This window comes from Klebsiella sp. JB_Kp031 (genome assembly GCF_040064295.1).
Lineage (GTDB): Bacteria > Pseudomonadota > Gammaproteobacteria > Enterobacterales > Enterobacteriaceae > Klebsiella > Klebsiella quasipneumoniae.
Genome location: NZ_JBEAJW010000024.1, coordinates 1 through 25,997, shown reverse-complemented (window position 1 = coordinate 25,997; position 25,997 = coordinate 1). Strand labels below are relative to the sequence as shown.

At 60.5% G+C, this 25,997-nt stretch carries 23 protein-coding genes; 5 read left to right on the top strand and 18 right to left on the bottom strand.

Annotation, left to right across the window (positions count from 1 at the left end):
* Positions 1 to 73: 73 nt before the first annotated feature.
* Positions 74 to 1,753: a glycoside hydrolase family 43 protein gene (locus ABLV64_RS09430; RefSeq protein ID WP_217325142.1), complete on the bottom strand. Its 1,680-nt coding sequence runs from the start codon at positions 1,751 to 1,753 to the stop codon at positions 74 to 76.
* Between the two features lie 58 nt (positions 1,754 to 1,811).
* Positions 1,812 to 3,251 (bottom strand): MFS transporter, encoded by a 1,440-nt coding sequence (locus ABLV64_RS09425; protein ID WP_020802330.1) that lies wholly within the window; start codon positions 3,249 to 3,251, stop codon positions 1,812 to 1,814.
* A 426-nt stretch (positions 3,252 to 3,677) separates the two neighbouring features.
* Here ABLV64_RS09425 and xylA point away from each other — a divergent pair, with 426 nt between their 5' ends.
* Together xylA and ABLV64_RS09415 are read left to right on the top strand one after the other, a co-directional pair.
* Positions 3,678 to 4,997, top strand: coding sequence for a xylose isomerase (xylA, locus tag ABLV64_RS09420; RefSeq protein ID WP_017900971.1), 1,320 nt, complete (start codon positions 3,678 to 3,680; stop codon positions 4,995 to 4,997).
* A 330-nt stretch (positions 4,998 to 5,327) separates the two neighbouring features.
* Positions 5,328 to 6,710, top strand: a complete 1,383-nt coding sequence (locus tag ABLV64_RS09415; RefSeq protein ID WP_131035983.1) for a carbohydrate porin — start codon at positions 5,328 to 5,330, stop codon at positions 6,708 to 6,710.
* Positions 6,711 to 6,890: 180 nt separating this feature from the next.
* On the opposite strand, the gene ABLV64_RS09410 is transcribed toward ABLV64_RS09415, so the two are convergent.
* The 10 genes from ABLV64_RS09410 to ABLV64_RS09365 form a co-directional block, all read right to left on the bottom strand.
* The gene (locus ABLV64_RS09410) at positions 6,891 to 7,850 is read right to left on the bottom strand and encodes a DUF523 and DUF1722 domain-containing protein (protein ID WP_101978658.1); all 960 of its coding nucleotides are present in this window, start codon (positions 7,848 to 7,850) and stop codon (positions 6,891 to 6,893) included.
* The gene (locus ABLV64_RS09405; RefSeq protein WP_217325141.1) at positions 7,847 to 8,398 is read right to left on the bottom strand and encodes a DUF3833 domain-containing protein; all 552 of its coding nucleotides are present in this window, start codon (positions 8,396 to 8,398) and stop codon (positions 7,847 to 7,849) included. Before ABLV64_RS09405 ends, ABLV64_RS09410 begins: the two co-directional genes overlap by 4 nt.
* The gene (locus ABLV64_RS09400) at positions 8,395 to 8,919 is read right to left on the bottom strand and encodes a hypothetical protein (protein ID WP_064183505.1); all 525 of its coding nucleotides are present in this window, start codon (positions 8,917 to 8,919) and stop codon (positions 8,395 to 8,397) included. Before ABLV64_RS09400 ends, ABLV64_RS09405 begins: the two co-directional genes overlap by 4 nt.
* Positions 8,916 to 9,401 carry a DUF2878 domain-containing protein gene (locus ABLV64_RS09395; RefSeq protein WP_064183504.1) on the bottom strand — a complete coding sequence of 162 codons (486 nt, stop codon included), beginning with the start codon at positions 9,399 to 9,401 and terminating at the stop codon, positions 8,916 to 8,918. The genes ABLV64_RS09400 and ABLV64_RS09395 overlap by 4 nt, the downstream gene beginning before the upstream one ends.
* A complete protein-coding gene (locus ABLV64_RS09390) occupies positions 9,398 to 10,618 on the bottom strand; it encodes a cyclopropane-fatty-acyl-phospholipid synthase family protein (RefSeq protein WP_064183503.1) in 1,221 nt (406 codons plus the stop codon). Before ABLV64_RS09390 ends, ABLV64_RS09395 begins: the two co-directional genes overlap by 4 nt.
* Positions 10,615 to 11,337 carry a DUF1365 domain-containing protein gene (locus tag ABLV64_RS09385; protein WP_064183502.1) on the bottom strand — a complete coding sequence of 241 codons (723 nt, stop codon included), beginning with the start codon at positions 11,335 to 11,337 and terminating at the stop codon, positions 10,615 to 10,617. The genes ABLV64_RS09390 and ABLV64_RS09385 overlap by 4 nt, the downstream gene beginning before the upstream one ends.
* A gap of 1 nt (position 11,338) precedes the next feature.
* The gene (locus ABLV64_RS09380) at positions 11,339 to 12,598 is read right to left on the bottom strand and encodes an FAD-dependent oxidoreductase (RefSeq protein ID WP_064183501.1); all 1,260 of its coding nucleotides are present in this window, start codon (positions 12,596 to 12,598) and stop codon (positions 11,339 to 11,341) included.
* Positions 12,595 to 13,314 (bottom strand): SDR family NAD(P)-dependent oxidoreductase, encoded by a 720-nt coding sequence (locus tag ABLV64_RS09375; RefSeq protein WP_048294100.1) that lies wholly within the window; start codon positions 13,312 to 13,314, stop codon positions 12,595 to 12,597. Before ABLV64_RS09375 ends, ABLV64_RS09380 begins: the two co-directional genes overlap by 4 nt.
* The gene (locus tag ABLV64_RS09370; protein ID WP_032456946.1) at positions 13,311 to 13,745 is read right to left on the bottom strand and encodes a nuclear transport factor 2 family protein; all 435 of its coding nucleotides are present in this window, start codon (positions 13,743 to 13,745) and stop codon (positions 13,311 to 13,313) included. Before ABLV64_RS09370 ends, ABLV64_RS09375 begins: the two co-directional genes overlap by 4 nt.
* 231 nt (positions 13,746 to 13,976) lie before the next feature.
* On the bottom strand, positions 13,977 to 14,705 hold the full coding sequence (locus ABLV64_RS09365) for a MerR family transcriptional regulator (protein WP_048294101.1): 729 nt from the start codon (positions 14,703 to 14,705) through the stop codon (positions 13,977 to 13,979).
* Between the two features lie 117 nt (positions 14,706 to 14,822).
* Here ABLV64_RS09365 and ABLV64_RS09360 point away from each other — a divergent pair, with 117 nt between their 5' ends.
* Positions 14,823 to 15,356, top strand: a complete 534-nt coding sequence (locus tag ABLV64_RS09360; RefSeq protein WP_064183500.1) for a lipocalin family protein — start codon at positions 14,823 to 14,825, stop codon at positions 15,354 to 15,356.
* A 9-nt stretch (positions 15,357 to 15,365) separates the two neighbouring features.
* Here ABLV64_RS09360 and ABLV64_RS09355 read toward each other — a convergent pair whose 3' ends face one another.
* From ABLV64_RS09355 to ABLV64_RS09335, 5 genes are all read right to left on the bottom strand, one after another.
* On the bottom strand, positions 15,366 to 15,713 hold the full coding sequence (locus tag ABLV64_RS09355) for a DUF1294 domain-containing protein (protein WP_017900888.1): 348 nt from the start codon (positions 15,711 to 15,713) through the stop codon (positions 15,366 to 15,368).
* Between the two features lie 72 nt (positions 15,714 to 15,785).
* Complete coding sequence (locus tag ABLV64_RS09350) at positions 15,786 to 18,935, bottom strand: CusA/CzcA family heavy metal efflux RND transporter (RefSeq protein ID WP_348843335.1); 3,150 nt, start codon at positions 18,933 to 18,935, stop codon at positions 15,786 to 15,788.
* 11 nt (positions 18,936 to 18,946) lie between these two features.
* Complete coding sequence (locus ABLV64_RS09345; protein WP_348843334.1) at positions 18,947 to 20,218, bottom strand: efflux RND transporter periplasmic adaptor subunit; 1,272 nt, start codon at positions 20,216 to 20,218, stop codon at positions 18,947 to 18,949.
* Positions 20,219 to 20,262: 44 nt separating this feature from the next.
* Positions 20,263 to 20,607, bottom strand: coding sequence for a cation efflux system protein CusF (gene cusF / locus ABLV64_RS09340; RefSeq protein WP_017900885.1), 345 nt, complete (start codon positions 20,605 to 20,607; stop codon positions 20,263 to 20,265).
* Positions 20,608 to 20,624: 17 nt separating this feature from the next.
* Positions 20,625 to 22,010 carry an efflux transporter outer membrane subunit gene (locus ABLV64_RS09335; protein ID WP_151385515.1) on the bottom strand — a complete coding sequence of 462 codons (1,386 nt, stop codon included), beginning with the start codon at positions 22,008 to 22,010 and terminating at the stop codon, positions 20,625 to 20,627.
* A gap of 172 nt (positions 22,011 to 22,182) precedes the next feature.
* Between ABLV64_RS09335 and cusR the strand changes: the two genes are divergently transcribed.
* On the top strand, positions 22,183 to 22,866 hold the full coding sequence (gene cusR / locus ABLV64_RS09330) for a copper response regulator transcription factor CusR (protein WP_004206716.1): 684 nt from the start codon (positions 22,183 to 22,185) through the stop codon (positions 22,864 to 22,866).
* A complete protein-coding gene (locus ABLV64_RS09325) occupies positions 22,856 to 24,295 on the top strand; it encodes a Cu(+)/Ag(+) sensor histidine kinase (protein WP_348843333.1) in 1,440 nt (479 codons plus the stop codon). The genes cusR and ABLV64_RS09325 overlap by 11 nt, the downstream gene beginning before the upstream one ends.
* A gap of 57 nt (positions 24,296 to 24,352) precedes the next feature.
* Here the strand turns inward: ABLV64_RS09325 and ABLV64_RS09320 are convergent, their stop codons facing one another.
* Entirely contained in the window at positions 24,353 to 25,474 is a 1,122-nt protein-coding gene (locus ABLV64_RS09320; protein WP_004206713.1) for a cupin domain-containing protein, read from the bottom strand.
* Between the last annotated feature and the right edge of the window lie 523 nt (positions 25,475 to 25,997).

Below are 25,997 nucleotides of genomic sequence, written 5' to 3'. Positions count from 1 at the left end.
GCGCTCGCTTTACGTTCATCAAACACACCACTAACCCCACGCTACCTTACCGGTAGCGTGGGCTCACACACTCTTACTTATCCCGCGTCTCGCCAGCCTCCCAGCTGTAGCTGCCATCGGCCGCTAACCTATCGCCCAGCTCCTGATACTCGAACTGATAAAACTCAGCCTGGGTGCCGTACCCGGCGTAGTCTACCGCCGCCAGGCCGACGAACGCCCCGGTAAAGAACCCACCGTAGCTCTGCAACACATAGTCATCGGACAGCACCGCGGCATCCAGCTGGACCGGGATCTCGGTGAAGGTCACGCCATCGAAGCTGTATTCATAGCTGTAGGTCTGCTTGCGGACTTTGGTCCGGAACCAGACGTATTCCACGCCGTCCGGCACCTTGATGGCGTTATCTTTCAGGTACGATGTGTATTTCCCGCGGTTATTTTCGCCGACTTCGATGACCTTGCCGTTAACTTCATTCCAGGTCAGGAAGACAAAGCTCCAGTGGCGGTCGTTATAGTAATTCGTTAACCCGGCCATCTGCTGGTAGCTGAAGGGCTCGAATTTCACCTTCACCGCGGCGTCAAAATAGAAGGCCTGCCAGCGGCGGGCAATCAGCGACAGGTCATGCGTATTGGCTAACGAACCCTGACCGATTAAGGTTAATTTGCCGTTGCCGGTGGTGCCCATTTTGGCCGTAAACGGCACCCGCAGGGTATTCCAGTTCGGGTCGAGCGCTGGCGACGTAAAGTTATCCTGCTGGCTGTTATCGCTGGCGCTTTCGGTGAAGATGGCGTCTTTCGGCCCTTCGACGAAGGTCTTCCCGCCGTGACCGCCTTCAATACGCGGCCAGCCCTCATCGTCCCAGTACACTTTCTGGATCGAGGTTTCCCGGCCGAGGGTTGACCAGCCGCGCGGGTCGTAGATGGATTCCCCCGGGCGATTCCACGGCCGGGCGCAGAGCGAGGCGTAATACCATTCGCCTTCCGGAGTGGAGACCAGCGCGCCATGGCCCTGTTTCTGGATGTAGCTGTCCGGGGTATCGACGTTGGTTAAGAACACGTCGCCCGGTTCGGTTTCGAAGCTGTCGGCCTCGAGGGTTTTCGACCGCGCCACCACCTCCTGGTGGGTAAACACGGTGCCGCCCTGGGCGGCAAACAGATAGTAGTAGCCGTTCAGTTTATAGAGGTGCGGCCCCTCGACCAGCGCCACGGCGGTGCCGCGGTAAATGGTGCGCGCGGTTTCCGGCATTAACTTCAGCGTGTTGGTATCCAGCTCCGTTAAGGTAATGCCATCGAAGGGGTGATGGTACTCCCGGTGATCCCAGGTTTGCTGAACGATATATTTCCGGCCATCGTCGTCATGGAACAGCGAGGCGTCAAACCCGACGCCGTTCAGCTTGATCGGGTCGCTCCACGGGCCCCGAATATCCTTCGCGGTGGTCAGATAGTTGGTCATGTCTTTGAAGGCGCCTTCGGTGACCTTCACATCGGTATACACCAACCAGAATTGCCCATCGGCCCAGGAAAGCGCCGGTGCCCAAATGCCGCCGGAGGAGGGGTTGCCCTTCATGTCCAGCAGGGTGGTGGTGGAGAGCGGCGAAGGCAGCAGGTTCCAGTTTTTCAGGTCTTTCGACTCATGTAAACGCACGCCCGGGAACCACTCAAACGTCGAGTTGGCAATATAGTACGTATCCTCGACGCGAATAATACTGGGGTCGGCATTAAAGCCGCGTAATATCGGGTTTTGAATAAGTGACATTTCATTACACCTTTTAAAATGGAAAGTGACGAATCGGTCTGATTTATAATTTTTTTAACTACACGCGGATCTCATCCAGCTGACGGTTGATGTCGGTAACATGTTTATCGGAGATCGGATAAACCTGCATGATCACCATCGAAATAGCGGCCAGCGCGATCGGGATCCACACCGCGGTCATAATGATCCCGTCGATGGCGCTGGCGCTCTGCACGGCGCCGCTTTCATTAAATCCATACACCGCCAGCAGCCACAGCGGGATAGCGCCGCCGATGGTGAAGCCGATCTTGAAGAAGAGTCCCATAATGGCATTGATAATGGCGGCATTGCGTTTGCCAGATTTTAATTCGCCGTACGCGATGACTTCCGGTACCAGCGCCCACATAAAGCCGGTGGCGGAAGTTAAGCCCCACTGTTTAATAAAGGTGGCGATGTAGGCCAGCCACAGGGCGTCGTGCATCCCTTCGCGTGACCAGACGTAGGTCAGCAGTTCGCCGACGATGAACATGGCGAGGAACAGATGGAAGAAGCCTTTTTTACCAAAGATTTTTTTCAGTTTCGGCCAGAACACCGGGAAGGCGATGCCGGGAATAGACGCGACGAGACCCACGGCGCCCATCCATTCGGAATGGCCGACGACGAACTGGTTGAAGAAGCCGTTAACGGTGTTCATGAAGAACATAAAGGTAAAGGCCAGCATAAAGAACATGCCGAGGATCACCAGCGGGCGGTTATGTCTGAGCTCGTGGAAAAGGTCGGTAGTTTTGACGTTGGCGGTTTGCTCGGCGGTCGCGACAACGCGTTCTTTGGTGAATTTATAACAGATAAACAGAGCCACCGCGCCGATGATCATATAGATGGCGTACACGCCAAACCAGGCGTAGTTCGCCGACGGATCGGTATAGTTGCCCAGATTCAGCTCAAGGCCGAAAAAGCCGGTGTCTTTCAGGCTACGATCTTTCGGCGCCGCCATCTGCACAAACATCGGGAACAGGGTATAGACCAGCAGGTTGGCGCTGTTGGCCAGCATCATGCGGGTACTGGTCAGCTTATCGATCGATTCCGGGTCGCGGGTCAGCGAGGCATTCAGCGAGCCATAGGGAATATTGACTAAGGAATAAACCAGGTCCAGCGCCAGATAAATAATAAAGGCGAAAGCCACCGAACCTTTCACTCCGGGTATGGGCGCGAACAGTAATGCCGACAGGATCACCAGCGGCACGCCGGCTCGTAACAGCCAGGGGCGATATTTTCCTGCTTTCGAGGTTCGTTTATCCACGTAGGTTCCGACCATCGGATCCCAAAACACATTAATGATGCGGACAAAAAGAAAAATAAAGCCTGCCGTTGCCGTGCTGATGGTATTTACCGTCAGCATATGCAAAGCCAGAAAACCCCCAATGGTGCCGAAAACCAGGTTTTGCGCAAAGTCGCCCATGCCATAACCAATTCGTTCTCCGCGGGTTAATTTATGATATTCATCATGCCGACTGTGCATTATGTTTTTACTCATTCTTAGCAGACTCCGGTTTGTTTTGTGTAGGTGAAACACTTTCTGACACAGTTGACCTGGAAGAATCTATTACGTTTTTAAATTAAGTAATTATGTTTTTTTACTTCTGTGATCCTCGAAGCAAAGGCCTGTATCACCTGCGTTGAATCGTTATCCGCCGCTAATTTTCTGACAGATATGCAATGTGACAAAACCGGCATTTTAATTCGCTATGTTCACCTGAATTCCCCAGGAAGTGTACGCTATACGCGCGCGAAGCGAGATATTTAAAATAGTTTTATTTGCGAGATGGCTCACATTTGAGCATTTTCTCAATCGCTGAGTGAAATAACGTAATTGAGCAACCGACGATGAGAATACACGATGTGTCACAGTTGTTAATTTTCGGCTTCCTCAATTTCGGAGTTCATCATGCAAACTTATTTTGACCAGCTCGAACGCGTTCTTTTTGCCGGACCTAAAACCGATAATCCGCTGGCGTTTCGCCACTATAATCCGGATGAAATCGTGCTGGGAAAACGCATGGCAGATCATCTGCGTTTTGCCGCCTGTTATTGGCATAACTTCTGCTGGAATGGCGCGGATATGTTTGGCGCCGGCTCGTTTGAGCGTCCCTGGCAGGCCGCGGGCGATGCGCTGGAAATGGCCAAACGCAAAGCGGACGTGGCGTTTGAATTTTTCTATAAGCTCAACGTGCCGTATTACTGCTTCCACGATGTCGACGTCTCGCCAGAAGGCGCGTCGCTGAAAGAGTATTTGCATAATTTCGCCGTGATGACCGAAGTGCTGGCGGAGAAACAGCAGCAAACCGGCGTGAAACTGCTGTGGGGCACCGCCAACTGCTTTACCCACCCGCGCTACGGCGCCGGGGCGGCGACCAACCCCGATCCGGAGGTGTTTGCCTGGGCGGCCACGCAAGTGGTGACCGCCATGAACGCCACCCACCAGCTCGGCGGCGAAAACTATGTGCTGTGGGGCGGCCGCGAAGGTTACGAGTCGCTGTTGAATACCGATCTGCGCCAGGAGCGCGAGCAGATTGGCCGCTTCCTGCAGATGGTGGTGGAGCACAAGCATAAGATTGGCTTTGGCGGCACGCTGCTTATCGAGCCGAAACCGCAGGAGCCCACCAAGCATCAATACGATTACGATGTCGCGACGGTGTATGGCTTCCTGAAGCAGTTTGGTCTGGAAAATGAGATCAAGGTGAACATTGAAGCCAACCACGCCACCCTGGCGGGGCACTCTTTCCATCATGAAATCGCCAGCGCCATCGCGCTGGGCATTTTCGGCTCCGTTGACGCCAACCGCGGCGATGCGCAGCTCGGCTGGGATACCGATCAGTTCCCGAACAGCGTGGAAGAAAATACTCTGGTGATGTACGAGATCCTCAAAGCCGGGGGATTCACCACCGGCGGCCTGAACTTTGACGCCAAAGTTCGCCGGCAAAGCACCGACAAATACGACATGTTCTATGGCCATATTGGCGCCATGGACGTGATGGCGCTGTCCCTCAAGCTGGCCGCGCGCATGATTGAGGATGGCAAGCTCGATCGGGCTCTGGCAAAACGCTATGCCGGCTGGCAGGGCGAGCTGGGGCAACAAATTATGGCCGGCCGCATGTCGCTGGATAATATTGCCCGGTACGCTGAGCAGCATAATCTGAATCCGCAGCATCACAGCGGGCGTCAGGAATTACTCGAAAATCTCGTCAATACCTATATCTTTGGTTAAATTTGGCTGATATGCCCCTGCGGGGGCATATATTCCGCCATCTGCCCGCTGCCAGGAAATAGCGTTTATTGGTTCGTGTTGTATTTATGCTGTCTGCGCCGCAAGGCTATCTGTTTGACTGTCTATAGATGAACAATCCGCTGTGCGGATGGTTCTGCTATTGTGCCACCTGTTTAATATTAGTGAAGGAGGAAGAGTCGCGATAATTGTGTAATGCCTCTGTGACCGTACAAAATAAAAAATAACTTGTTCTGATGATAGCGACATATTCTGTCAGCTCAGAATAGGCTGGTTATTGTCTGAATAAAATTAACCTATATTGAGAAACTCATGACAATGATAAAAAAACTTCCATTAACCATGGCGGTTATCGCCGCGTTTTTTCCGCTTACCTCTGTAATGGCGCAAGAATTTACTCAGGAACAGATCGACGCCATCGTCGCCAAAGCCGTTGATAAAGCGCTGGCCGACCGCCAGGCGAAAATCGACGCCGCGGCCGACAAAAAGGTCGACGTGATCACCAACCCGCAGACCACCGCCGCCTCGCCGGATATGGCCATTCCGTTCGGCCTCAAGTTCAGCGGCTACGCCCGCTATGGCGCCCACTTCCAGACCGGCGACCAGAAATATGTCGGCGTCGACGGCTCCTATAACGGCGCCTCGGCGATCGGCCGCCTGGGCAACGAAAGCAACGGCGGCGAATTCCAGATCAGCAAGGCCTTCAAAAGCGCGCAGGGGGCTATCTGGGATCTTAACGTGATGTTCGACCACTGGAGCGACGAGGTTAACCTGAAGAAGGCCTACGTCGGCGTCACCAACGTCCTCGACTCCAACCCCAACGCCTATCTCTGGGCCGGCCGCGACTTCCACCAGCGTCCGCAACAGGGGATCAACGACTACTTCTGGATGAACCACGACGGCCAGGGCGCCGGGGTGAAGAACTTTGATATCGGCGGCGTACAGTTCGACGTGGCGGCGGTGTCGCAGGTGAAATCCTGTAGCCCCGAAGTGATGGCCGACGAGACCAACCCGTCGCGCATTACCTGTACCGGCAGCTCCGACACCGGCGACAACGGCCACTACGCGCTGACCACCAAAACCCACAACATCAAGGCCGGGCCGATCGACGTCGAGGTGTACGCCAACTACGGCTTTGACTCGAAGGCGGTGGACAGCGACGCGCGCCTCGAAGCCTGGCAGGGCGGCCTGGTGCTGAGCCACACCAACGACAGCGGGGTGAACAAGGTGATCCTGCGCTACTCCGACAACTCGGATAACAGCGTCTACAACAAAACCGACGACCTGACCACGGTCTACGCCAGCTTCGAGGGCAGCCATAAGTTCACCCAGCAGGCGCAGGTGGAATATCTGCTGGCCTTCCACGACTACGACAACGGCAGGGACAACACCGACAACCGCAAGAACTACGGCGCCATCGTGCGGCCGATGTACTTCTGGAACGACGTGCACTCCACCTGGCTGGAAGCGGGCTACCAGCGCGTGGACTACGACCAGGGCGGGAATAACCACGGCTGGAAGCTGACGCTGTCGCAGAACATCGCCATCGGCATGGGGCCGGAGTTCCGCCCGATGCTGCGCTTCTACGTGACCGGCGGCCAGGTGGACAATGAGCATACCGCGAAGGTGAACGGCACCCAGGACCAGCAGCTGGATTCGCTGAACGTCGGCGGGATGTTTGAGGCGTGGTTCTGATGCGATAGCGTTGTTGAAGGAGCGTTCCCGGCTGGCGCTACGCTTAGCCGGGCTACAACTGGTGCGCTCCATTTATGCCGGATGGCGGCATACATGCCTTATCCGGCCTGCGTTCCTTCCTGCGGGCTCCCCCCCAGGCCCGGCAAACGCAGCGCCGCCGGGCAGCTGGCCCATCCCCCCTCAGTTCACCGTCAGGCGCAGGGCCAGATCCTGCGGATAGGGGTCAAAATAGTTCTGCGCCTGCAGGTAGCGATCCGGATACTCGGCCAGATAGTGCTTAAGTAGCGTCAGCGGCGCGAGGATCGGCAGCAGCCCGGCGCGATAGTTGAGGATCACCTCCCGCAGCTCGCCGCGCTGGCGGCTGTTCAGCTGGTCGCGGAAATAACCCTGAATATGCATCAGCACGTTGGTGTGGTTTTTCCGCGAGGCGGGCCGCTTGAGGATCGCCATCAGCTTTTCGCGGTAGACCTCGAAGAAAGCCTCCAGATCCTCCCATTCATGCAGCGAGGCGACGAACGGGCCGATCTCGCGGTAGCCCGCCTGGTGGTGAGCCAGCAGCTGCAGCTTGTAGCGGCTGTGAAAGGCCAGCAGGCCGTGGCGGGTCAGGCCGCGGGCGCGCAGGGCGTTGAGTTCATGCAGGGCGAAAACGCGCTCGACAAAGTTCTCCCGCAGCAGCGGATCGTGCAGCCGGCCATCCTCTTCCACCGGCAGCCACGGGTAGCGCGCCATCAGGGCGCCGGTAAACAGCCCCACGCCTTCCTTACGCCCGCGATTGCCTTTTTCGTCATACAGCCGCACGCGCTCCATCCCGCAGCTCGGCGATTTGGCGCAGACGATAAAGCCCGACAGCTCGCCCAGAGTTGCCAGATGGGCGTTGGCAAAATCGGCCATCTTCTCCGTCACATCCTCGTGCGGGGCGTGGCTGAAGCGCATGCGGATCTCCCCGACCGGAGTCTGCACCAGGCGGAGCGCCGGGCGGGGTACGGGCAGGCCGATCGCCATCTCCGGGCAGACGGGCTTAAACACCACCCACTGCGCGAGCTCATCCATCACAAAGCCCATACGCTTATGCCCGCCGTCGAATCGCACGGCTGAGCCGGTTAAACATCCGCTGATCCCAATGACAGGTTGCGTGTTCATGGCGCTGTCCTCTCTTCTGCTGTGGTTCGGGTAAAGAAAAGGGTCACGGTGGCGACCGTAATGCCGAATTTCTTCATCTCGGTTTTGTTAAACAAATGGCTGCCGTCCTGCAGGTACATCCAGTCGTCAAAGTGCAGTAGCCACCGGCTGCCGCTGGCCTCGACGTTCATGATGTAGCGCCAGTGAAAGGCATTGCCTGCCGCCTGGCCGCTGGCCACGCCTTCGATATCCCCGGCGGTGCCCTGATAACGGTTATCGCCGGTGCGGCGAATGCGCCATACCCGCTGCTGCTTCTCGCCATCGTCATAGACAAAGCGCTCATGGAGCGTCAGGGTATCGCCGACGACGTCGCCATCGATCTCAACATGGAAGCGGCGCAGCTGTTTGCCGTTGCGATCCTGCACCATCCCCCACGCCTCGGTTCGCCCCTGAAAATAGTGAAAGATGTCGAGGGCGGGCTGCTGCTGCCGGTATTCGGTGACCTCGGTACTGCAGCCGGCGAGCATCAGCATCAGCAGCGCCAGGCCAAGGGTCAGAATGCGTTTCATGGTGTACCTCCGATCAACTGCTGACGCAGTTCGGGATAAGTGGTGCGTGGATCGAGCCAGATGGCGAGAAAGCGGGTGCTGAACGCCGCCGACTGGCGCGGGCCGAGCGGGGTAAAGGCGGTCTGTGCGGCGCTGGCGCGGTACCAGAACTGCCCCTCGCCGCCGCGGACCACGAACGCCAGCTGGCTGCCCGGCGCGACGTCCGGCCAGAGCCCCTGCAGCATGCGCAGCCAGGCTTCGCTGCGTGGCTCCTGCTGCAGAATACCCTGCGCCTGCCACTGGTCGCGGGTGGCGTCCACCAGCGCCTCGCGATCGATGTCGCGCCGGTAGGTGATGATCAGCGCCCGATCCTGCTGCGGGCCGTCATACCGACCATTGGGCGTGCGCAGCTGTGAGTGATAGACGGTGAACGGCCCCCAGGTGAGGGTCGCCTCGCCGACGCGGCGCCACGCCAGCCAGTCGGCGGCGTGGGCCGCCGGGGCGAGGGCGGTCAGCCATAGTAGTAACAGGGCGAATCTCATTTTTGCCTCCCCATCCCCAGATGGAACAGCAGCATGATCACCAGCCAGCCGCAGGCCATGGCGGCCACGGCAAGCGCCGTCGGCACCAGCAGGGTCATGGCTCCGAGGCGAGCGCCGATCAGGTAGGCCACCGGGCCGCCGAGGGTCGCCGCCGTAGCCAGCACCCAGCCGGGAAGCGTCGCGGCGCGGGTCATTCGGGTCCAGACGACGGCGAACATCAGCCACAGGGCCACCATCCACAGGGGCAGCAGGCTGTCGCCGGGAAAATCAATCAGCCCCGCCAGCGCCCAGCAGGCGTCCAGCCCGCAGCCCGCCGCGGCCAGCAGCAGGGCGGGCGGACGACTGGCCGCCGGCAACCGCAGCCAGGCGAACAGCGCCAGCGTCAGCCAGATCAGCAGGCCACGCTCGCGCAACATCACCACCAGCGTCCAGTAAACATCGAACGCGAGGGCCATCAGCAAGTGCTGCGCCGGGCGTGTCATACCCGCTCCGCGGTGAGCTGCACCACGCTGATGGTGCGGGCGTTAAATCCGGCTTCGCAATAGCCGAAGTAGTAGAGCCACATCCGGCGGAAGCGCTCATCAAAGCCGAGCTTTTCAATATCCTGCCAGGCGTGGGTAAAACGCTGCCGCCAGTGCGCCAGGGTGCGGGCATAGTCCGGGCCCATGTCGAACAGGTTGCGCACCACAAAATCGGTATGGCGGGTCATCAGCTCGCTCATTGCCGTGATGCTGGGCAAAAAGCCGCCCGGGAAGATGTAGCGCTGGATAAAATCGACGCTTTTGCTGTAGTCGCGATAGCGCTGATCCTGAATGGTGATCGCCTGCAGGGCCATTCTGCCGCCCGGGCGCAGGCGCGCCTGGCAGGTGCGGAAGAAAGCCGGCAGATAGCGCTGACCCACCGCCTCAATCATCTCCACCGACACCAGTTTGTCGTACTCGCCGCGCAGATCGCGGTAGTCGCAGAGCAGCACCTCGACGCGATCCTGCAGCCCGGCGCGGGCCATGCGCTCGGTAGCCCAGCGGTGCTGCTCCCGGGAAAGGGTGGTAGTCGTGACCCGGCAACCGTAATGGCGGGCGGCGTATTCGGCCAGCGCCCCCCAGCCGGTGCCAATCTCCAGCAGATGATCGCCGGGGTTGAGCGCCAGCTGGTCGCACAGACGCGCCATCTTGGCCCGCTGGGCCTGGGTCAGATCCTGCTGGTCGTCGGTAAACAGCGCGCTGGAGTAGAGCAGGTCGTCATCCAGAAAGTGGGCATAAAATTCGTTGCCGAGGTCGTAATGGGCGGCAATGTTCTCCCGCGCCTGGGCGCGGGTGTTGCGTCGAGTCCAGTGGCGCAGGCGGGCGACAGGCTTACCCAGCAGACGAAAGCCGCGCTCCAGACGCCCCAGCACCTCGCCGTTGCGCGCGAGGATCTGCAACAGCGCCGTCAGATGGTGGCTCTCCCAGTCGCCGTCCATCCAGGCCTCGGCCGCCGCGAGACTGCCGCCGGTTAGCAGACGCCAGTACACCTCCGGCGTGCAGACCCGCGCCTCAGCGCGCAGCGCGGCGGCGGGGTCGCCAAAATGAAATGTCTGCGCCCCTTCGCGCACGGTGAGCGAGCCTTCGCGAAGGCCGCTCAACAGACGAAAGAGCAGCCAGCGCGCGAGCCGCACGTTGCGCGGCACATCGGGTTCAAGCGCAAAGACGGGATCGGTCATGAGCGTTCACTCCTGCTGACAGGATGGTTGTACAGCGGCACGCGCTTCAGCCACAGCCGCAGCGCCTGCCAGTAGATGGCGAGGACGGTTTTCAGGGTCATCATCGGCAGACGCAGCAGCAGCCCGCGCAGGTTGGCGCGGGTTAACGGCACGCGGCTCAGGGCCAGCGTGGCGTCGAACACCTTGCTGGCCTGATGGTTTTCAATGTGCATGTGCAGCGTTTTGCCGGGCGCGTTGAAGCGCCAGTGATAGACCATGTCCATCGGGTTAAACGGCGAAACGTGAAAGGCTTTCTCCAGCGGGCGCGCCTGCTGGCCGTCCACCGCGTAGTAATGACGCTCATTCCATGGCGTGTTGCGCACTTCGGCCAGCACCCAGCGCAGGGTGTCGGCTTCGTCATAGCAGTAGTAAAAGTTGACCGGATTAAAATGGAGGCCGAAGTAGCGCAGCTGGGTCAGGAGCATCACGCGGCCTGCCGGGCGGCAGCCGGTCAGGCTCTCCAGCCGGTTCAGCACCTGGGCCTTCAGCGGCGCGCCCAGCGGATAATCGGCGTCGTACCAGGCGGCGGCGGCCAGGCGGTTGCGGCGGATGCCCGCCTCAGGCAGCCTGTCCAGTTCGTCGAGGTCAAGCCAGGCCATAAACAGGCGGTAGACGAAGTGGTGCGCCTTCGGCTGCAGGCGACGGTGGCGCAGGACGCCCTGATAGAGGCAGCTGTTCATTTCAGTTGTCCTCCGCCGCGGCGATGCCCTGCACCACGTCGAGCGCACTGCGCACCCCGTCCTCATGAAAGCCGTTGTACCAGTAGGCCCCGCAGTACCAGCTCCGCTGCTGGCCGTTAATCTCTTCGCGCCGCAGCTGGGCCGACCAGCTTTGCGGGTTAAACAGCGGATGCTCATAGACGAAGCGCTGCCAGACAAAGCGATCGTCCACCGGCGCGTCCGGGTTCAGAGTGACGCAGAACAGGGGGGCGCCCGCAGGCAGCCCCTGGAGAATATTCATGTTGTAGGTGACGCAGGCCCGGGCCAAATCCCCGTCGCTCAGGCGATAGTTCCAGCTGGCCCAGGCGCGCTGGCGCTCCGGCAGCCAGCGCGGATCGCTGTGCAGCACCACCTCGTTGCGCTGCCAGCCGATATCCCCCAGCACCTCACGCTCGGCGTCGGTGGGCGCCGCCAGCATCGCCAGCGCCTGCGCGGAGTGGCAGGCGAAGATCACCTGGTCAAAATGCGCCTCCCCGGACGCCAGCCGCAGGATAACTCCCGCCGGGTGGCGGTCCACCTGCTGCACCGGCGCGTTGAGCCGCAGGTCCAGGCGATCGCCGAGCCTGGCGAGCAGGGCGCGGACGTATTCCCGGGAACCGCCGGGCACCACGTACCATTGCGGACGATCGCGAATATCCAGCAGACCGTGGTTTTCAAAGAAGCGCAAAAACAGCGGTAGCGGGAAGCGGCGCATCTCCTGCAGCGACGACGACCAGATGGCCGCCCCCATCGGCAGGATATAGTGCCGGGCGAAGAAGGGGCTAAAACGGTGGCGGGAGAGGAAGTTCTCCAGCGTCGCGCCCGGATCCAGCGCCTCGGTCAGCGCCAGTTTTGCCAGTCGGTTGAAGCGGACGATCTCGCTCAGCAGCCCCCAGAAGGCCGGCTTCAGCAGATTGCGTCGCTGGGCGAAGAGCGAGGTCAGGCTGTGGCCGTTGTACTCCAGGCCGCTGGCCGGGTTGTGGACCGAGAAGCTCATCTGCGTTTTTTGCCCGTCGATCCCCAGCTCGCTGAGCAGGCCCATAAAGCGCGGATAGGTGCGATCGTTGTAGACGATAAATCCGGTATCGATGGCCCAGGTGCCCTGCGGCGTGGTGACATCCACGGTGGCGGTGTGGCCGCCCGGCGTGGCGCCCGCTTCGAACAGCGTCACCTGATGGTGTCCGGCCAGCCGCCAGGTGCAGGTCAGCCCGGCGATGCCGCTGCCGATGATGGCGATGTTCATGAGCGCACCATCCTGCGCAACAGCAGGCGCTGCATACCTGACGGCAGGCTGGCCAGCAGCCGCAGGGCCAGGCTGAAACCGGTGGGGAAGGCGATGTGGTTTTTTCCCTTCGCCAGGCCGTGACGGATCGCCGCCACTGCCCGATCCACGCTCACCCGGCCGGGCATGGCAAAGTCGTTTTTGCGCGTCAGCGGGGTGTCGACGAAGCCTGGAGAGACCACCGTGACGGCGACCCCTTTCGGCTCCCAGTCAAGACGCAGGCTGTTGGCAAACCAGGTCAGCGCCGCCTTGGAGGCGCCATAGGCTTCCGCGCGCGGGAAGGGCAGCCAGTGCGCCATGGAGCTGACCAGCACCACCCGATCGCCAGCCTCCAGCTGCGTCTGCAGCGCCGCCAGGCAGTTCACCGGCCCAAGGAAGTTGGTGGCCATCACCCGCTCCACGAGGGCGGCATCCACCTGTCCGTGATCGAGGTATTCGCAGGTGCCGGCGCAGAGAATGATCAGGTCGGCAAAACAGCCCGTCAGCGCCTGGCGACAGGCGTCCTTGTCTGTCATATCGAACAGGCGCGCGCTGATATTGGGGCTGAACTGCTGCAGCGCCGTCAGGCGCGACGCATCGCGCCCGCAGGCGATGACCAGGTGGCCATCCGCCGCGAAGGATTTCGCCAGGCCGGCGCCAATCCCGGAGCTGGCGCCGGTGATAAGCACCGTCATCATGAGCGCACCCTCCGTTTCACGCCGCGTACCGCCCAGCCCAGCAGGGGAAGATGCTCGTAGATCATCTCCCCGGCGTCGTAGAAGTCGCGTTGATGGAGGATCTGCTCCCCAGCGATGTCCACCACCGAGCAGCCCGGTAGGGCCAGCGTTTCTCCGCCGGCAATGCGCGGATGCGACCAGTGCATGGTCCAGGTCACGGCGAACCGCTGACCGTCGCAGAGCGGCGTGTCGATGGTGAACCGGCACTGCTCCACGTTGGCCAGCAGATGGGTAAAGTAGCGCTGGATGGCGAACAGCCCCTGGTGCTGACCAAAAGGATCGCTCAGCGTCGCGTCCGGATGGTACAGCGCGGCCAGCGCCGAGGGCGGCTGCGCATCCAGCCCGGCGTAGTACTCAACGAAACGACGAATCACGGACGGCGAGGTGCTCATGGATCACATCCTGGCTAAACACGGTGGCGTAATGGCATACTTAAAACTTACACAAATAAAATTATTTGTCCAAGTTTGTGGAAAAATATATTTTATTTGTGTTAAAAATCATTTGGTTATGATTGGTGTTTTAAAGGGTGAAAATCACTCGTGGCGCAAAGGGCAAGCGTGCGCCCGCCGCGCCACCGGGCGCTGGCGGAACAGAGCGTGGAGGTAAGTGAAAACAGGGGGTTAGAGCGGGATCACCTCGAGGGAGACGACCTGCTGCTGCCAGAGTTCGATCTGCCTCTGACGAGCGGCGGAGAGTTTACCGCTGGTGACCAGCAGCCAGCTGCGCTGGGGAAAAATCTCCGGCGCCAGGGCGGCGGGAGGCACCGGCAGGACGTCGATGCGATGACCCTGGCCGGTACGCTTGAGCGCCTCAAGCCAGATTTCGCAGGCGTCGGTCAGGTGCCAGCCGGTGATCAGAAAGTTATCCCCGGGCGCCTTCTTATCGCCTTCGAGGCAAAACGAGGTGTAGGCGATGATGATGCCGTCGAGGATTTCGCGCAGGGTCATGATGGCCGGTACGTTGGCGGAGACCTGGCTGCGCAGCGGACGCAGCACCTCGGTCACCAGCTCCTGACGCGGATATTCGCGCCCGGCATCGTAGATAAGCTGGCGCAGGGACTCGATTTTTCCCTCTTTCAGCCGCTGCAGCATGGTCTCCTGCAGCGTCAGCCAGTTGTTGGTGCGCCGCGCGCCGGGGCGCGACAGCAGGGGCTTCACCTGGCTAACCGGCACCCCTTTTTTCACCCAGTCGAGGATCTTCAGCGCCTGCTGGACGTCGTCATCGCTGTACAGACGGTGTCCACCATCGGTACGCAGCGGCTTAAGCAGGCCGTAGCGGCGCTGCCAGGCGCGAAGCGTGGTCGCATTTATCCCGCAAAGTCGGGCAAATTCGCCGATGGAGTAAGGCATGGAGGCCACCTGTTAACAAAGAATATTCTCAATATACTACGAATCACGTCGGCTGGCGTGAAGTGTAGCGGCTTTGCACTACACTTTCCCCCAACCGCGTAAATGAAAGGAGTTCTCATGAAGCTATGGCCTGTTGTCACTGGCGTCGCTATCGCGTTGACCCTCGTGGCCTGCAAATCGCCCACCCCGCCGAAGGGCGTACAGCCGATTAGCGGGTTTGACGCCAGTCGTTATCTCGGAAAATGGTATGAGGTCGCTCGCCTGGAGAATCGCTTCGAGCGAGGCCTGGAGCAGGTGACCGCCACCTACGGCGCCCGCAGCGACAGGGGGATCAGCGTCGTCAATCGCGGTTATGACCCGGTTAAAAAACGCTGGAATGAGAGCGACGGGAAAGCCTATTTCACCGGTGCCCCCACCACCGCGGCGCTGAAGGTGTCGTTCTTCGGGCCATTCTACGGCGGCTATAACGTGATCCGTCTGGACGACGACTACCAGTACGCGCTGGTTAGCGGCCCCAACCGCGACTATCTGTGGATCCTGTCGCGCACCCCCACCATTCCGGCGGCGGTGAAGCAGGATTACCTGAATACCGCGCGCGAGCTGGGCTTTGACGTCGATCGCCTGGTGTGGATCCGCCAGACGCCGCGCTAGCCTCGCCCCTTAGCGGCTGAGCAGGTGGGTATAAACCACGTACAGCCCGGCCAGCGCCGCCACGTTCAGCGCCACGCTGATGAAAAACCACGTCCGGAAGGGCTGCTTTTGCGTTTTATGACGAAAGCACTGCTGGCCGAGGATGGCCCCCGGCCAGCCTCCCACCAGGCCCAGCACCAGCAGCGTGGTTTCCGGCACCCGGCGCCAGGCTTTGCGTGCCGCCAGCTTGTCGGCGCCATAGATAAGCCATGTCAGAAGGCTGCTCAGTAAAAACCACATCGCCAGCGGGTAGGGCAGCAGGGCGCTGCCCACGGCGGTGAGCAGCAGCAGGGAATAACATACCAGGTTCAGATTCATAGGGACGTTCATGCCGGCCAGAAGAATGGCGCCACTATAGCCAATTTCCCGGACCGGCGTAAACGCGGCGGGCTATCGGCCGCGCTTGCCCCGATGCCGGGACAGCCACATCAGCTTATACGCCGCCGGAATAATAAACAGCGACAGCAGCGGGGCGGTGATCATTCCGCCAATCATCGGCGCGGCGATGCGGCTCATCACCTCCGACCCGGCGCCGTTGCCCCACAAAATTGGCAGCAGGCCGGCGATAATCACCGCCACGGTCATCGCCTTCGGCCGCACGCGCAGCACCGCCCCCTGGTACAGCGCCTCGTCGAGCTTATCGACGCTGAAGGTACGCGGGTTCTCCAGCGATGGCTCGGCCTCGATGGCGTGGCGCAGGTACATCAGCATCACCACGCCAAACTCCGCGGCCACGCCGGCCAGGGCGATAAAGCCGGTGCCGGTGGCTACCGACAGATGGAACCCCATCCAGTAGAGAAACCAGATCCCGCCCACAAGGGCGAACGGCACGCTGGCGATGATCAGCAGCGCCTCGCCGACGCGGCGGAACGCCAGGTACAGCAGCACAAAGATAATCATCAGCGTCATCGGCACCATCAGCTTCAGCTTCTGATTGGCGCGCTCCAGCAGCTCGAACTGCCCGGAATACGACACGCTGATGCCCGGCTTCAGCTTCACCGCTTTGCCGATGGCCTGCTGCAGATCGTGCACCACTGACACCATGTCACGGTCGCGGGCGTCGATGTAGATCCAGCTGGTGGGGCGGGCGTTCTCGGTCTTCAGCATCGATGGCCCGCTGACCACCTTCACCTCGGCGACGTCGCTGAGGACGATCTGCTGCTTCAGCGGGGTGAGAATCGGCAGCTGGCGCAGGGTCTGCGGGCTGTCGCGATAGCTCTGCGGGTAGCGGATGTTGATTGGATAGCGCTCGACGCCCTCCACCGTTTCGCCGACCATCGCCCCGCCGATAGCGGACGAGACGAACAGCTGCACGTCGCCGACGGTCATGCCGTAGCGGGCCGCCTTCTCACGCTGGATATCAATGTCGAGGTATCGCCCGCCCACCAGCCGCTCGGCTAATGCTGACGTGACCCCCGGCACGCTGCGCGCCACCACCTCAATTTGCCCGGCGATGGCGTCGATATCGGCCAGGTTAGTGCCGGAAACCTTAATGCCGATCGGGCTCTTGATGCCGGTGGAGAGCATGTCGATGCGGTTGCGGATCGGCGGCACCCACAGGTTCGCCAGCCCCGGCAGGCGCACGGTCTTGTCCAGTTCGTCGACGATCTTCTCCATGGTCATCCCCGGCCGCCACTGATCCTGCGGCTTGAGCTGAATGGTGGTCTCCACCATCTCCAGCGGCGCGGAGTCGGTAGCGGTGTCTGCCTTACCCGTTTTGCCGAACACCCGCGCCACCTCCGGCACCGTCATGATCAGCTTGTCGGTCTTCTGCAGCATATCCGCCGCCTGCGAGGCGGAGATCCCCGGCAGCGTTGACGGCATATACAGCAGATCGCCCTCGTTGATCTGCGGCAGAAACTCCCCGCCGACCCGGTTAAGCGGCCAGACAACCGTCAGGATCAACAGGAGCGCGATCAGCAGGGTGGTCTTCGGCCAGTGCAGCACCTTCAGCAGCAGCGGGTGATAAATGCGGATCAAAAAGCGGTTCAGTGGGTTGCTGCTCTCCGCCGGGATCCTGCCGCGGATCCAGAAGCCCATCAGGATCGGGATCACCATGATCGCCAGCAGCGCCGCCCCGGCCATCGACCAGGTTTTGGTGAAGGCCAGCGGGCCGAACAGTTTGCCCTCCTGGCCTTCGAGGGTGAAAATGGGGATAAACGACAGGGTGATGATCAGCAGGCTGATAAACAGCGCCGGGCCAACCTCCACCGAGGCGTCGGTAATGATTTTCCAGCGCCTGTCGTTGCCGAGCTTCTCTCCCGGATGCTGATGCGCCCACTCCTCCAGCCGCTTGTGGGCGTTCTCAATCATCACGATGGCGGCATCGACCATCGCTCCCACCGCAATGGCGATCCCGCCCAGCGACATGATGTTGGCGTTGAGTCCCTGGAAATGCATCATGATAAAGGCGAAGCACAGGCCGAGCGGCAGGGAGATAATCGCCACCAGCGCCGAGCGCACGTGCCACAGGAACAGGGCGCAGACCAGGGCGACGACGATAAACTCTTCCAGCAGTTTGTGGCTGAGGTTGTCGATGGCGCGGTCGATAAGCTGGCTGCGGTCGTAGGTGGTGACGACTTCAACCCCTTCCGGCAGGCTGCTTTGCAGCGACGCCAGTTTTTCTTTGACCGCCGAGATCGCTTCCCGGGCGTTCTTGCCGGAGCGCAGAATCACCACCCCGCCGGCCACTTCGCCTTCGCCGTTCAGTTCGGCGATACCGCGGCGCATCTCCGGGCCGACCTGTACCCGCGCGACGTCGCCGAGATACACCGGCACGCCGTTGTCACCGGTTTTCAGCACAATGTTTTTGAAGTCGTCGAGGGTCTGCAGATAGCCGCTGGCGCGCACCATATATTCGGCTTCCGCCAGTTCGACCGAAGAGCCGCCCGCCTCCTGATTAGAGGCGTCCAGCGCCGATTTCACCTCGCCGAGGCTGATGCCGTACTGGGTCAGCTTCATCGGGTCGACGACAATCTGGTACTCCTTGACCACGCCGCCCACCGACGCCACTTCTGAGACGTTAGGAATGGTTTTCAGCTCGTATTTTAAGAACCAGTCCTGCAGGGAGCGCAGTTCGGCGAGATCGTGCTTGCCGCTGCGGTCGACCAGCGCGTACTCGAAGACCCAGCCGACGCCGGTGGCATCCGGGCCCATTTCGGCGCTCACCCCGGCGGGCAGTTTGCCCTGTACCTGGTTGAGATACTCCAGCACCCGCGAGCGCGCCCAGTAAGGATCGGTGCCGTCTTCAAAAATCACATACACATAAGAGTCGCCAAACTGCGAGAAGCCGCGCACCGTTCTGGCGCCGGGCACCGACAGCATGGTGGTGGTTAGCGGCCAGGTGACCTGGTTTTCGACGATCTGCGGCGCCTGTCCCGGGTAGCTGGTTTTGACAATCACCTGTACGTCGGAGAGATCCGGCAGGGCGTCCACCGGCGTATGGACGATGGTCCAGGTCCCCCAGAGGCTGAGAAACAGCGCGCCCATCATCACCAGGAAGCGGTTGGCCACCGAGCGGCGGATAATCCATTCAATCATGGTTCCTTTCCTCAGTGCGCGTGGGCGGCAGGGGCAACGGCATCCGGGGCCTGCGCGCGCATGCGCTCCAGCGCGCCGGCGATATTGGCTTCCGAGTCGATCAGGAACAGGCCGCTGGCGACCACTTTCTCGCCCTCCTGCAGCCCGCTGCGAATGGCCGTGACGCCATTGGATTCATGGAAGACCTGGACCCGCTTCGGCACGAAGCGGCCCTCGTTATCCACGGTGATTACCCGCTGCTCGCTGCCGCTGTCGATCAGCGCTTTGGAGGGGATCAGCAGCATCGGTTCGCTTTCACTGGTCAGCTGCAGATAGGCGTTCATCCCCGGCTTCAGCGCTTCATCTGGGTTGTTGACCTGCAGGCGCAGCTGCAGGGTGCGGGTGGCGCTATCGACGCTGGGGAGGATCGTCCATTTGCTGATGCGGAAGGTTTTGTCCGGCCAGGCGGGAACCTGAATGGCGAACTGCGAGGCATCTTTGATCAGCCAGGCGATGGACTCGGGGACCGCCACGCTGACCCACACCGGGTCCATGCCCTGAATTTTCGCCACCACGTTATCTTTGGCGATGTTCATTCCGGCGCGCAGATCGAAGGCGGTGATCACCCCGTCGATGGGCGCCTTGAGGGTGAAACGGGTCTGGATCTTGCGCGTGGCTTTCAGGCGGCGGATATCGTCGTCCGGCATTCCGGCGAGACGCAGCCGCTCGAGGATCCCCTCGACCTGGGTGGCGGTGCCGCCGGTCTCCTGCAATAGCAGGTATTCGCTCTGCGCTTCCACCCAGTCCGGGATGGTCAGTTCCAGCAGCGGCGTACCTTGTTGCACTTTGTCGCCGACGGTCAGGGGATAGACTTTATTAATAAAGCCCGCCGCCCGCGCCTGCATAATCACGTACTGGTACTCGTTGTAGCTGATGTTGGCCGGGAATGTCTGGGCGTAGCGCAGCGGCCCGCGGGTGACGGCGGCGGTTTTCACCCCAAGATTCTGGGTCTGCGTCGGGTCGATACGCACCCCCGGCGCCCCGGCGGCGGCACTCTCCTCATCGGCATATTTCGGCACCAGGTCCATATCCATAAACGGCGATTTACCCGGTTTATCAAAGCGGGTGTTCGGGTACATCGGATCGTACCAGAACAGCACTTTACGTTGCTGCTCGGCCGTCGGGGCGGCTGCGGCAGCGTCGTGGGGCGCCGCAGTCCAGGTATACAGCGCTGCGGTGAGCGCGCCGCCGATCGCCATGCTGCCGAGGATCAGCACCGTGTTTTTCAGTGTCAGGGATGCCATGTGTTGTCCATTCCGTCGTTGAGAGGCTTGCCGTCGCCGGGCCATTAGTGGGCGCGAATATCCTGCAGCAGCGACAGGTTGCCCTGCTGAACGAAGGTGAAGTCCACGCTGTCGCCGTCCTTCACATTGTTGAGCTGGGTCTGCGGGGTGATGGTGAAGCGCATGGTCATCGGCGGCCAGTTCACCGCCGGGATGGCTTCGTGGGCGATGGTGATTTTTTTGCTATCCATATCAATGGCTTTAATGACCCCTTTGCCGCTGATGCTTTGCGTCTGCGCGGCGGCGGGCTGTTCGTGCATCGCCATGCCGGCGTGCGGGTCGGCGGCCTGGACGGCGAACACCGCGCCAGAAATCAGAGTGAACAGGGCGACTTTAGACAGTGAATTCATGATCGGGACTCCTTGGGTTATTCCATCCAGCCGCCGCCGAGGGCGGTGAACAGGGTGATTTCATTTGCCTGACGGGAATAGTTGAGTTCCAGCAGGGTTTGTCGGGTGGTGAAAATATCGCGCTGGGCGCTCAGCACTTCGATGTAGCTGACCGCGCCGTGGCGATAGAGCGCGGTGGCGCGCTGCAGGGTGATATTCAGCGACGCGAGATAGCGCTCCTGTGCGGCAATTTGATCGGCCAGGCTCTGGCGCAGGGCCAGCGCGTCGGCTACCTCTTTAAAGGCGGACTGGATTTTTTGCTCGTAGTTGACCACCTGCTGCTGCTGGCGGATCTCCGCCAGATCGAGGTTGGCCTGATTGCGCCCGGCGTTGAAAATCGGTATGTCGATTTTGGGGATGAAGTTCCACATCGCGCTGCCGGCGTTAAACAGGCTGGCGAGCTCGCTGCTGCTACCGGAGAGCGAGCTGGTCAGGGTGATCGACGGAAAGAAGGCCGCCCGCGCGGCGCCGATGTTGGCGTTGGCCGCCCGCAGGCTGTGTTCGGCCTCTAAAATATCCGGCCGCTGCAGCAGGATCGCTGAGGAGAGCGATGGCGGCAGGGTAACGCCTTGCAGATCGACGGCGCTGCTGGCGCTATCGTCCGGCAGAGGTTGATAGCTGCCGAGCAACAGCTGCAGAGCGTTATTAGCCTGCGCCAGCTGGCCCTGCCGTCTGGCGATATCGGCGCGGGTGCTCTCGATCATCCCCCGCGCCTGCTCCAGCGCCAGCACGGTAGTGCTCCCGGTCAGCAGCTGTTTTTCAACGAACGCGTAAGACTGCTGATAGTTTTGCAGGGTATCGTTGGCCACCTGCAGCTGCGCTGCCGCCAGCCGCTGGTTGAAGTAGCTTTGTGAAACGTTAGCAATCAACAGGATATGCACTGCGCGCCGGGCCTCTTCGCTGGCGAAGAAGTTCTCCCGGTCGGCCTCGCTAAGGTTTTTCAGCCGGCCAAAGAAGTCGAGGTCATAGCTGAGATTCAGGCCGGCAGCGTAATCGCTGCTGGTGGTGGTGTCGCCTTTAAGCTTGCCACCGTAGGTGGTGCTGCCGTCACCGTTCAATTGCGGGTAGCGGTCGGCATCGGTCACCCGATACTGGGCGCGGGCTTCCTGCACTTTCAGCGTCGCCATCCGCAGATCGCGGTTGTTGGTCAGCGCGGTGTCTATCAGGCTTTTCACCTGCGGGTCGACGAAAAAGGTTCGCCAGCCGGTCTCCTGATAGCCCGCGGTTGCGGGAACCAGCTTGTTCTGGCTGAGAGAGAACTGCTGCGGTACCGGCGCGGCGGGGCGCTGGTAGTCCGGAGCGAGCGAGACACAGCCGGTTAAGGCGAGTATCACGCTGAGGGTAAGAAGCGTTATTGGGCGCATGGCGGCAGACGTTTTCGACGATTTATCCATGGCGGCTACTTTACGTAGCGGCCTCTGTTCAGGACGTGACAGGAAAATGACAAAGCTGTCATTTTCCTGATATTTCATTGCTATCCGGAGGCGCTCCTCTAAAATTGAATACCCGCACAGAACGCGCGTGAAGGAGCCTGCGGTGAAGATTTTGATTGTCGAAGATGAGAAGAAAACCGGGGAGTACCTGACCAAAGGGCTCACCGAGGCTGGCTTCGTCGTCGACCTGGCCGATAACGGCCTTAACGGCTATCACCTGGCGATGACCGGTGACTATGATCTGCTGATCCTCGACATCATGCTGCCGGACGTGAACGGCTGGGATATCGTGCGCATGCTGCGCGCCGCCGGGAAAGGCATGCCGATCCTGCTGCTTACCGCGTTGGGCACCATTGAGCATCGGGTGAAGGGGCTGGAGCTGGGCGCCGACGACTATCTGGTGAAGCCGTTCGCCTTTGCGGAACTGCTGGCGCGGGTGCGGACGCTGCTGCGCCGCGGAGCGGCGGTTATTGTCGAAAGCCAGTTTCAGGCGGCGGATCTCAGCGTCGATCTGGTCAGCCGTAAGGTGACGCGCGGCGCCACCCGCATCACCCTGACCAGCAAGGAGTTCACTCTGCTGGAGTTCTTCCTGCGCCATCAGGGCGAGGTGCTGCCGCGTTCGCTGATTGCCTCGCAGGTGTGGGATATGAATTTCGACAGCGATACCAACGCGATAGACGTGGCGGTGAAGCGGCTGCGCGCCAAAATCGATAACGACTTCGAGCCGAAGCTGATCCAGACCGTGCGCGGCGTCGGCTATATGCTTGAGGTGCCGGATGGCCGCTAAGCGCCCCTTTTCCCTGGCCACCCGGCTGAGCTTCTTTATTAGCCTCGCCACCATCATCGCCTTTTTTGCCTTCACCTGGATCATGATCCATTCGGTGAAGGCCCACTTTGAAGAGCGCGACGTTCACGATCTCAGGCAGCTCAGCACCACCCTGGAGACGGTCCTCGACCACGCTGACTACCCGCAGGCGCGGCGACTGGAGATCGTGAAGAATATCATTGCGGGTTACGCCAACGTCTTTATCTGCCTGGACGATGGGCAGGGCAATATTCTGTTCCAGTCGCCCAACGGGCCGGATCTCAGCCATATGCTGAGTACGCCAGGCCTGGCGATGCAGCTGCGCGACGGGAATGTGATTTCATGGACCGACCCGCAGCCGCGGGCAATGGCGCACGATAATCATCAAATGGAGACCCGCGCCTGGCGGCTGATCATGCTGCCGCTGGGCAAGCAGGCGGATGGCAAACCGGCGTACCATCTGCTGATGGCCTTATCCATCGATTTTCACCTGCACTATATTAATGAGCTGAAAGCGAAGCTGATTTCCGCCGCGTCGATAATCAGCCTGCTGATCATCGCCATCGTGCTGTTTGTGGTCTATCAGGGACATAAACCGATCCGCCAGATCAGCCGGCAGATCCAGAATATTACCTCGCGGGATCTCGACGTGCGCCTTGACCCGCAGGCGGTGCCTATCGAACTTGAGCGGCTCGCGCTCTCCTTTAACCACATGCTGGAGCGGATGGAGGATGTCTTTACCCGGCAGTCGAACTTCTCCGCCGATATCGCCCATGAGATCCGCACGCCGATCACCAACCTGGTGACGCAAACCGAAATCGCCTTAAGCCAGAGCCGCAGCCAGCAGGAGCTGGAAGAGGTGCTCTACTCCAATCTCGAAGAGTTCTCGCGTATGTCGCGGATGGTCAGCGATATGCTGTTCCTCGCCCAGGCCGATAACAACCAGCTGATCCCCGAACAGCGGGAACTGGATCTGGCTGAGGAAGTGCATAAGGTGTTTGAGTTTTTCGAGGCGTGGGCGGAAGAGAAGGCGGTGGCGCTGCGCTTTGTCGGAAGCCCCTGCCGGGTGACGGGCGACCCGCTGATGCTGCGGCGGGCGATCAGCAATCTGCTGTCGAACGCGATCCGCTACACCCCGGCTGGCCAGGCGGTGACGATCGCGCTGAGCGAAAGCGCGGAGACGGTCCGCCTGGTGGTGGAGAATCCCGGTACGCCGATTGCCGCCGAACATCTGCCGCGGCTGTATGACCGTTTCTATCGCGTCGACCCCTCGCGCCAGCGCAAAGGGGAGGGCAGCGGCATCGGCCTGGCGATAGTGAAATCCATCGTCAGCGCCCACCACGGCAGCGTGGCTGCGCAGTCCGATCTGCGCTCGACGCGGTTTATTGTAGTGTTGCCGAAACAGGTGTAATAACGGCTGAAAGCCAGCGGGCAGCGCCAGGCGGCTGCCCGCAGTATCGCGACTCTCTTACTCTTCGAAGTACCAGTAGCCCTGATTAATCAGCCGCGTCAGTTCGCTCACGAACGCCGGATTCTGCAGGCCGCTGCCGAGCTCTTCCTGACCTAATGAGGTATAGCGGCACAGCGCATCCAGCGCTTCGGCATCGGTGGTGTCCAGCTGTTCGCTATGCACGAAGAAGCTGTCGCCGATATGCAGAACGCGCAGGCCGCTCAGGCGGGAGAGCTTTTCGCCGCCCAGCAGCGCATCGACCACTTCCTCTTCTTCATATGCCGGTTCCGCCGGCGCAATATCCAGCTCGTGACGCGGGGTGGTGACGAAACTGCCGAACCACTGTTTGAAGTCTTCCGGCTGGCGAATCATGTCGATCATCATGCCGCGTAGACGTTCGAGTTCATACTCTTCAACCCGGCCAGGATGCTCGCGGCAGGTGAGGTCCGGATCGCTGTAGTGCTCGCCGCCAAGATCGTTCTCCAGCACATAGTCGGCGAAGCTGCTGATCAGGTCGCGGCCGTTGGGCCCGCGGAAGCCGACGGAGTAGTTCAGCGCGGTTTCGTGGGTGATCCCATCGTGCGGGAATCCCGGTGGAATATAGAGGATATCGCCCGGCTGCAGATCTTCATCAATGATCGGCGGGAACGGGTCGACGTGCAGCAGTGCCGGATGCGGGCAGAACTGACGCATCGGCAGCTTATCCCCCACGCGCCAGCGGCGGCTGCCCATGCCCTGAATAATAAAGACGTCATATTGATCGATATGCGGCCCGACGCCGCCGCCGGGGACGGAGAAGGAGATCATCAGGTCGTCCAGACGCCAGTCCGGCAGTACGCGGAACGGTCGCACCAGCTCGGCGGCCGGCATATGCCAGTGGTTTACCGCCTGGGCCAGCAGCGACCAGCCGGTCTCGCCCAGGCCGTCGAAATGTTCAAAAGGTCCATTGCTGGCCTGCCATTTACCGTTGGTCAGACTGACCAGCCGGCTGTCGACTTCCGGCTCCATGGCTAATCCGGCCAGCTCGTCCGGGGTAATCGGGTCGACGAAGTCCGGAAACGCGTTTTTTAAAACCACCGGCTGCTTTTGCCAGTATTTCTCTAAAAACTCGGGCCAGTTAATGTTGAGTTGATAAGCCATCGATTATTACCAGTAAGAAGAAACGGGCCTGATTATAGGAAGGGGGGCCGCGCGGGCGCTTTGTCGTGGGTCAAGAGTGGCGCTTAATTCACCATCGGCGCGATAATGGCGTTGGGTAAGAGAGAAAAATCACTTTTTTGCCAAAAAGCGTTCTTCGCGTTAACTACGCTGCAGGCAGCATGAACACTGGGATGGCGGCTTTAATGGTAGGAAGAGGAATAAGCGAAAAGTTCAAATAATGAGCGGTCGATAAGATTTTTCTATTTTAACCCTTGCTACTTCCGGCGAACTCCCTATAATGCGCCTCCACTGACACGGAACAACGGCAAGCGAGCCGCCGGGTCAGCAGGGTTTCGGCGATGAAGTTCAGCGCTGAAAACCGACAGAGAAAAGCAAAATAAGGGCTTGACTCTGAATGAGGAAAACGTATTATACGGGACCTCGCAACGGTGAGCTGAAAGCCGCGTTGCAACTGCTCTTTAACAATTTATCAGACAATCTGTGTGGGCACTCAAAGTGACAT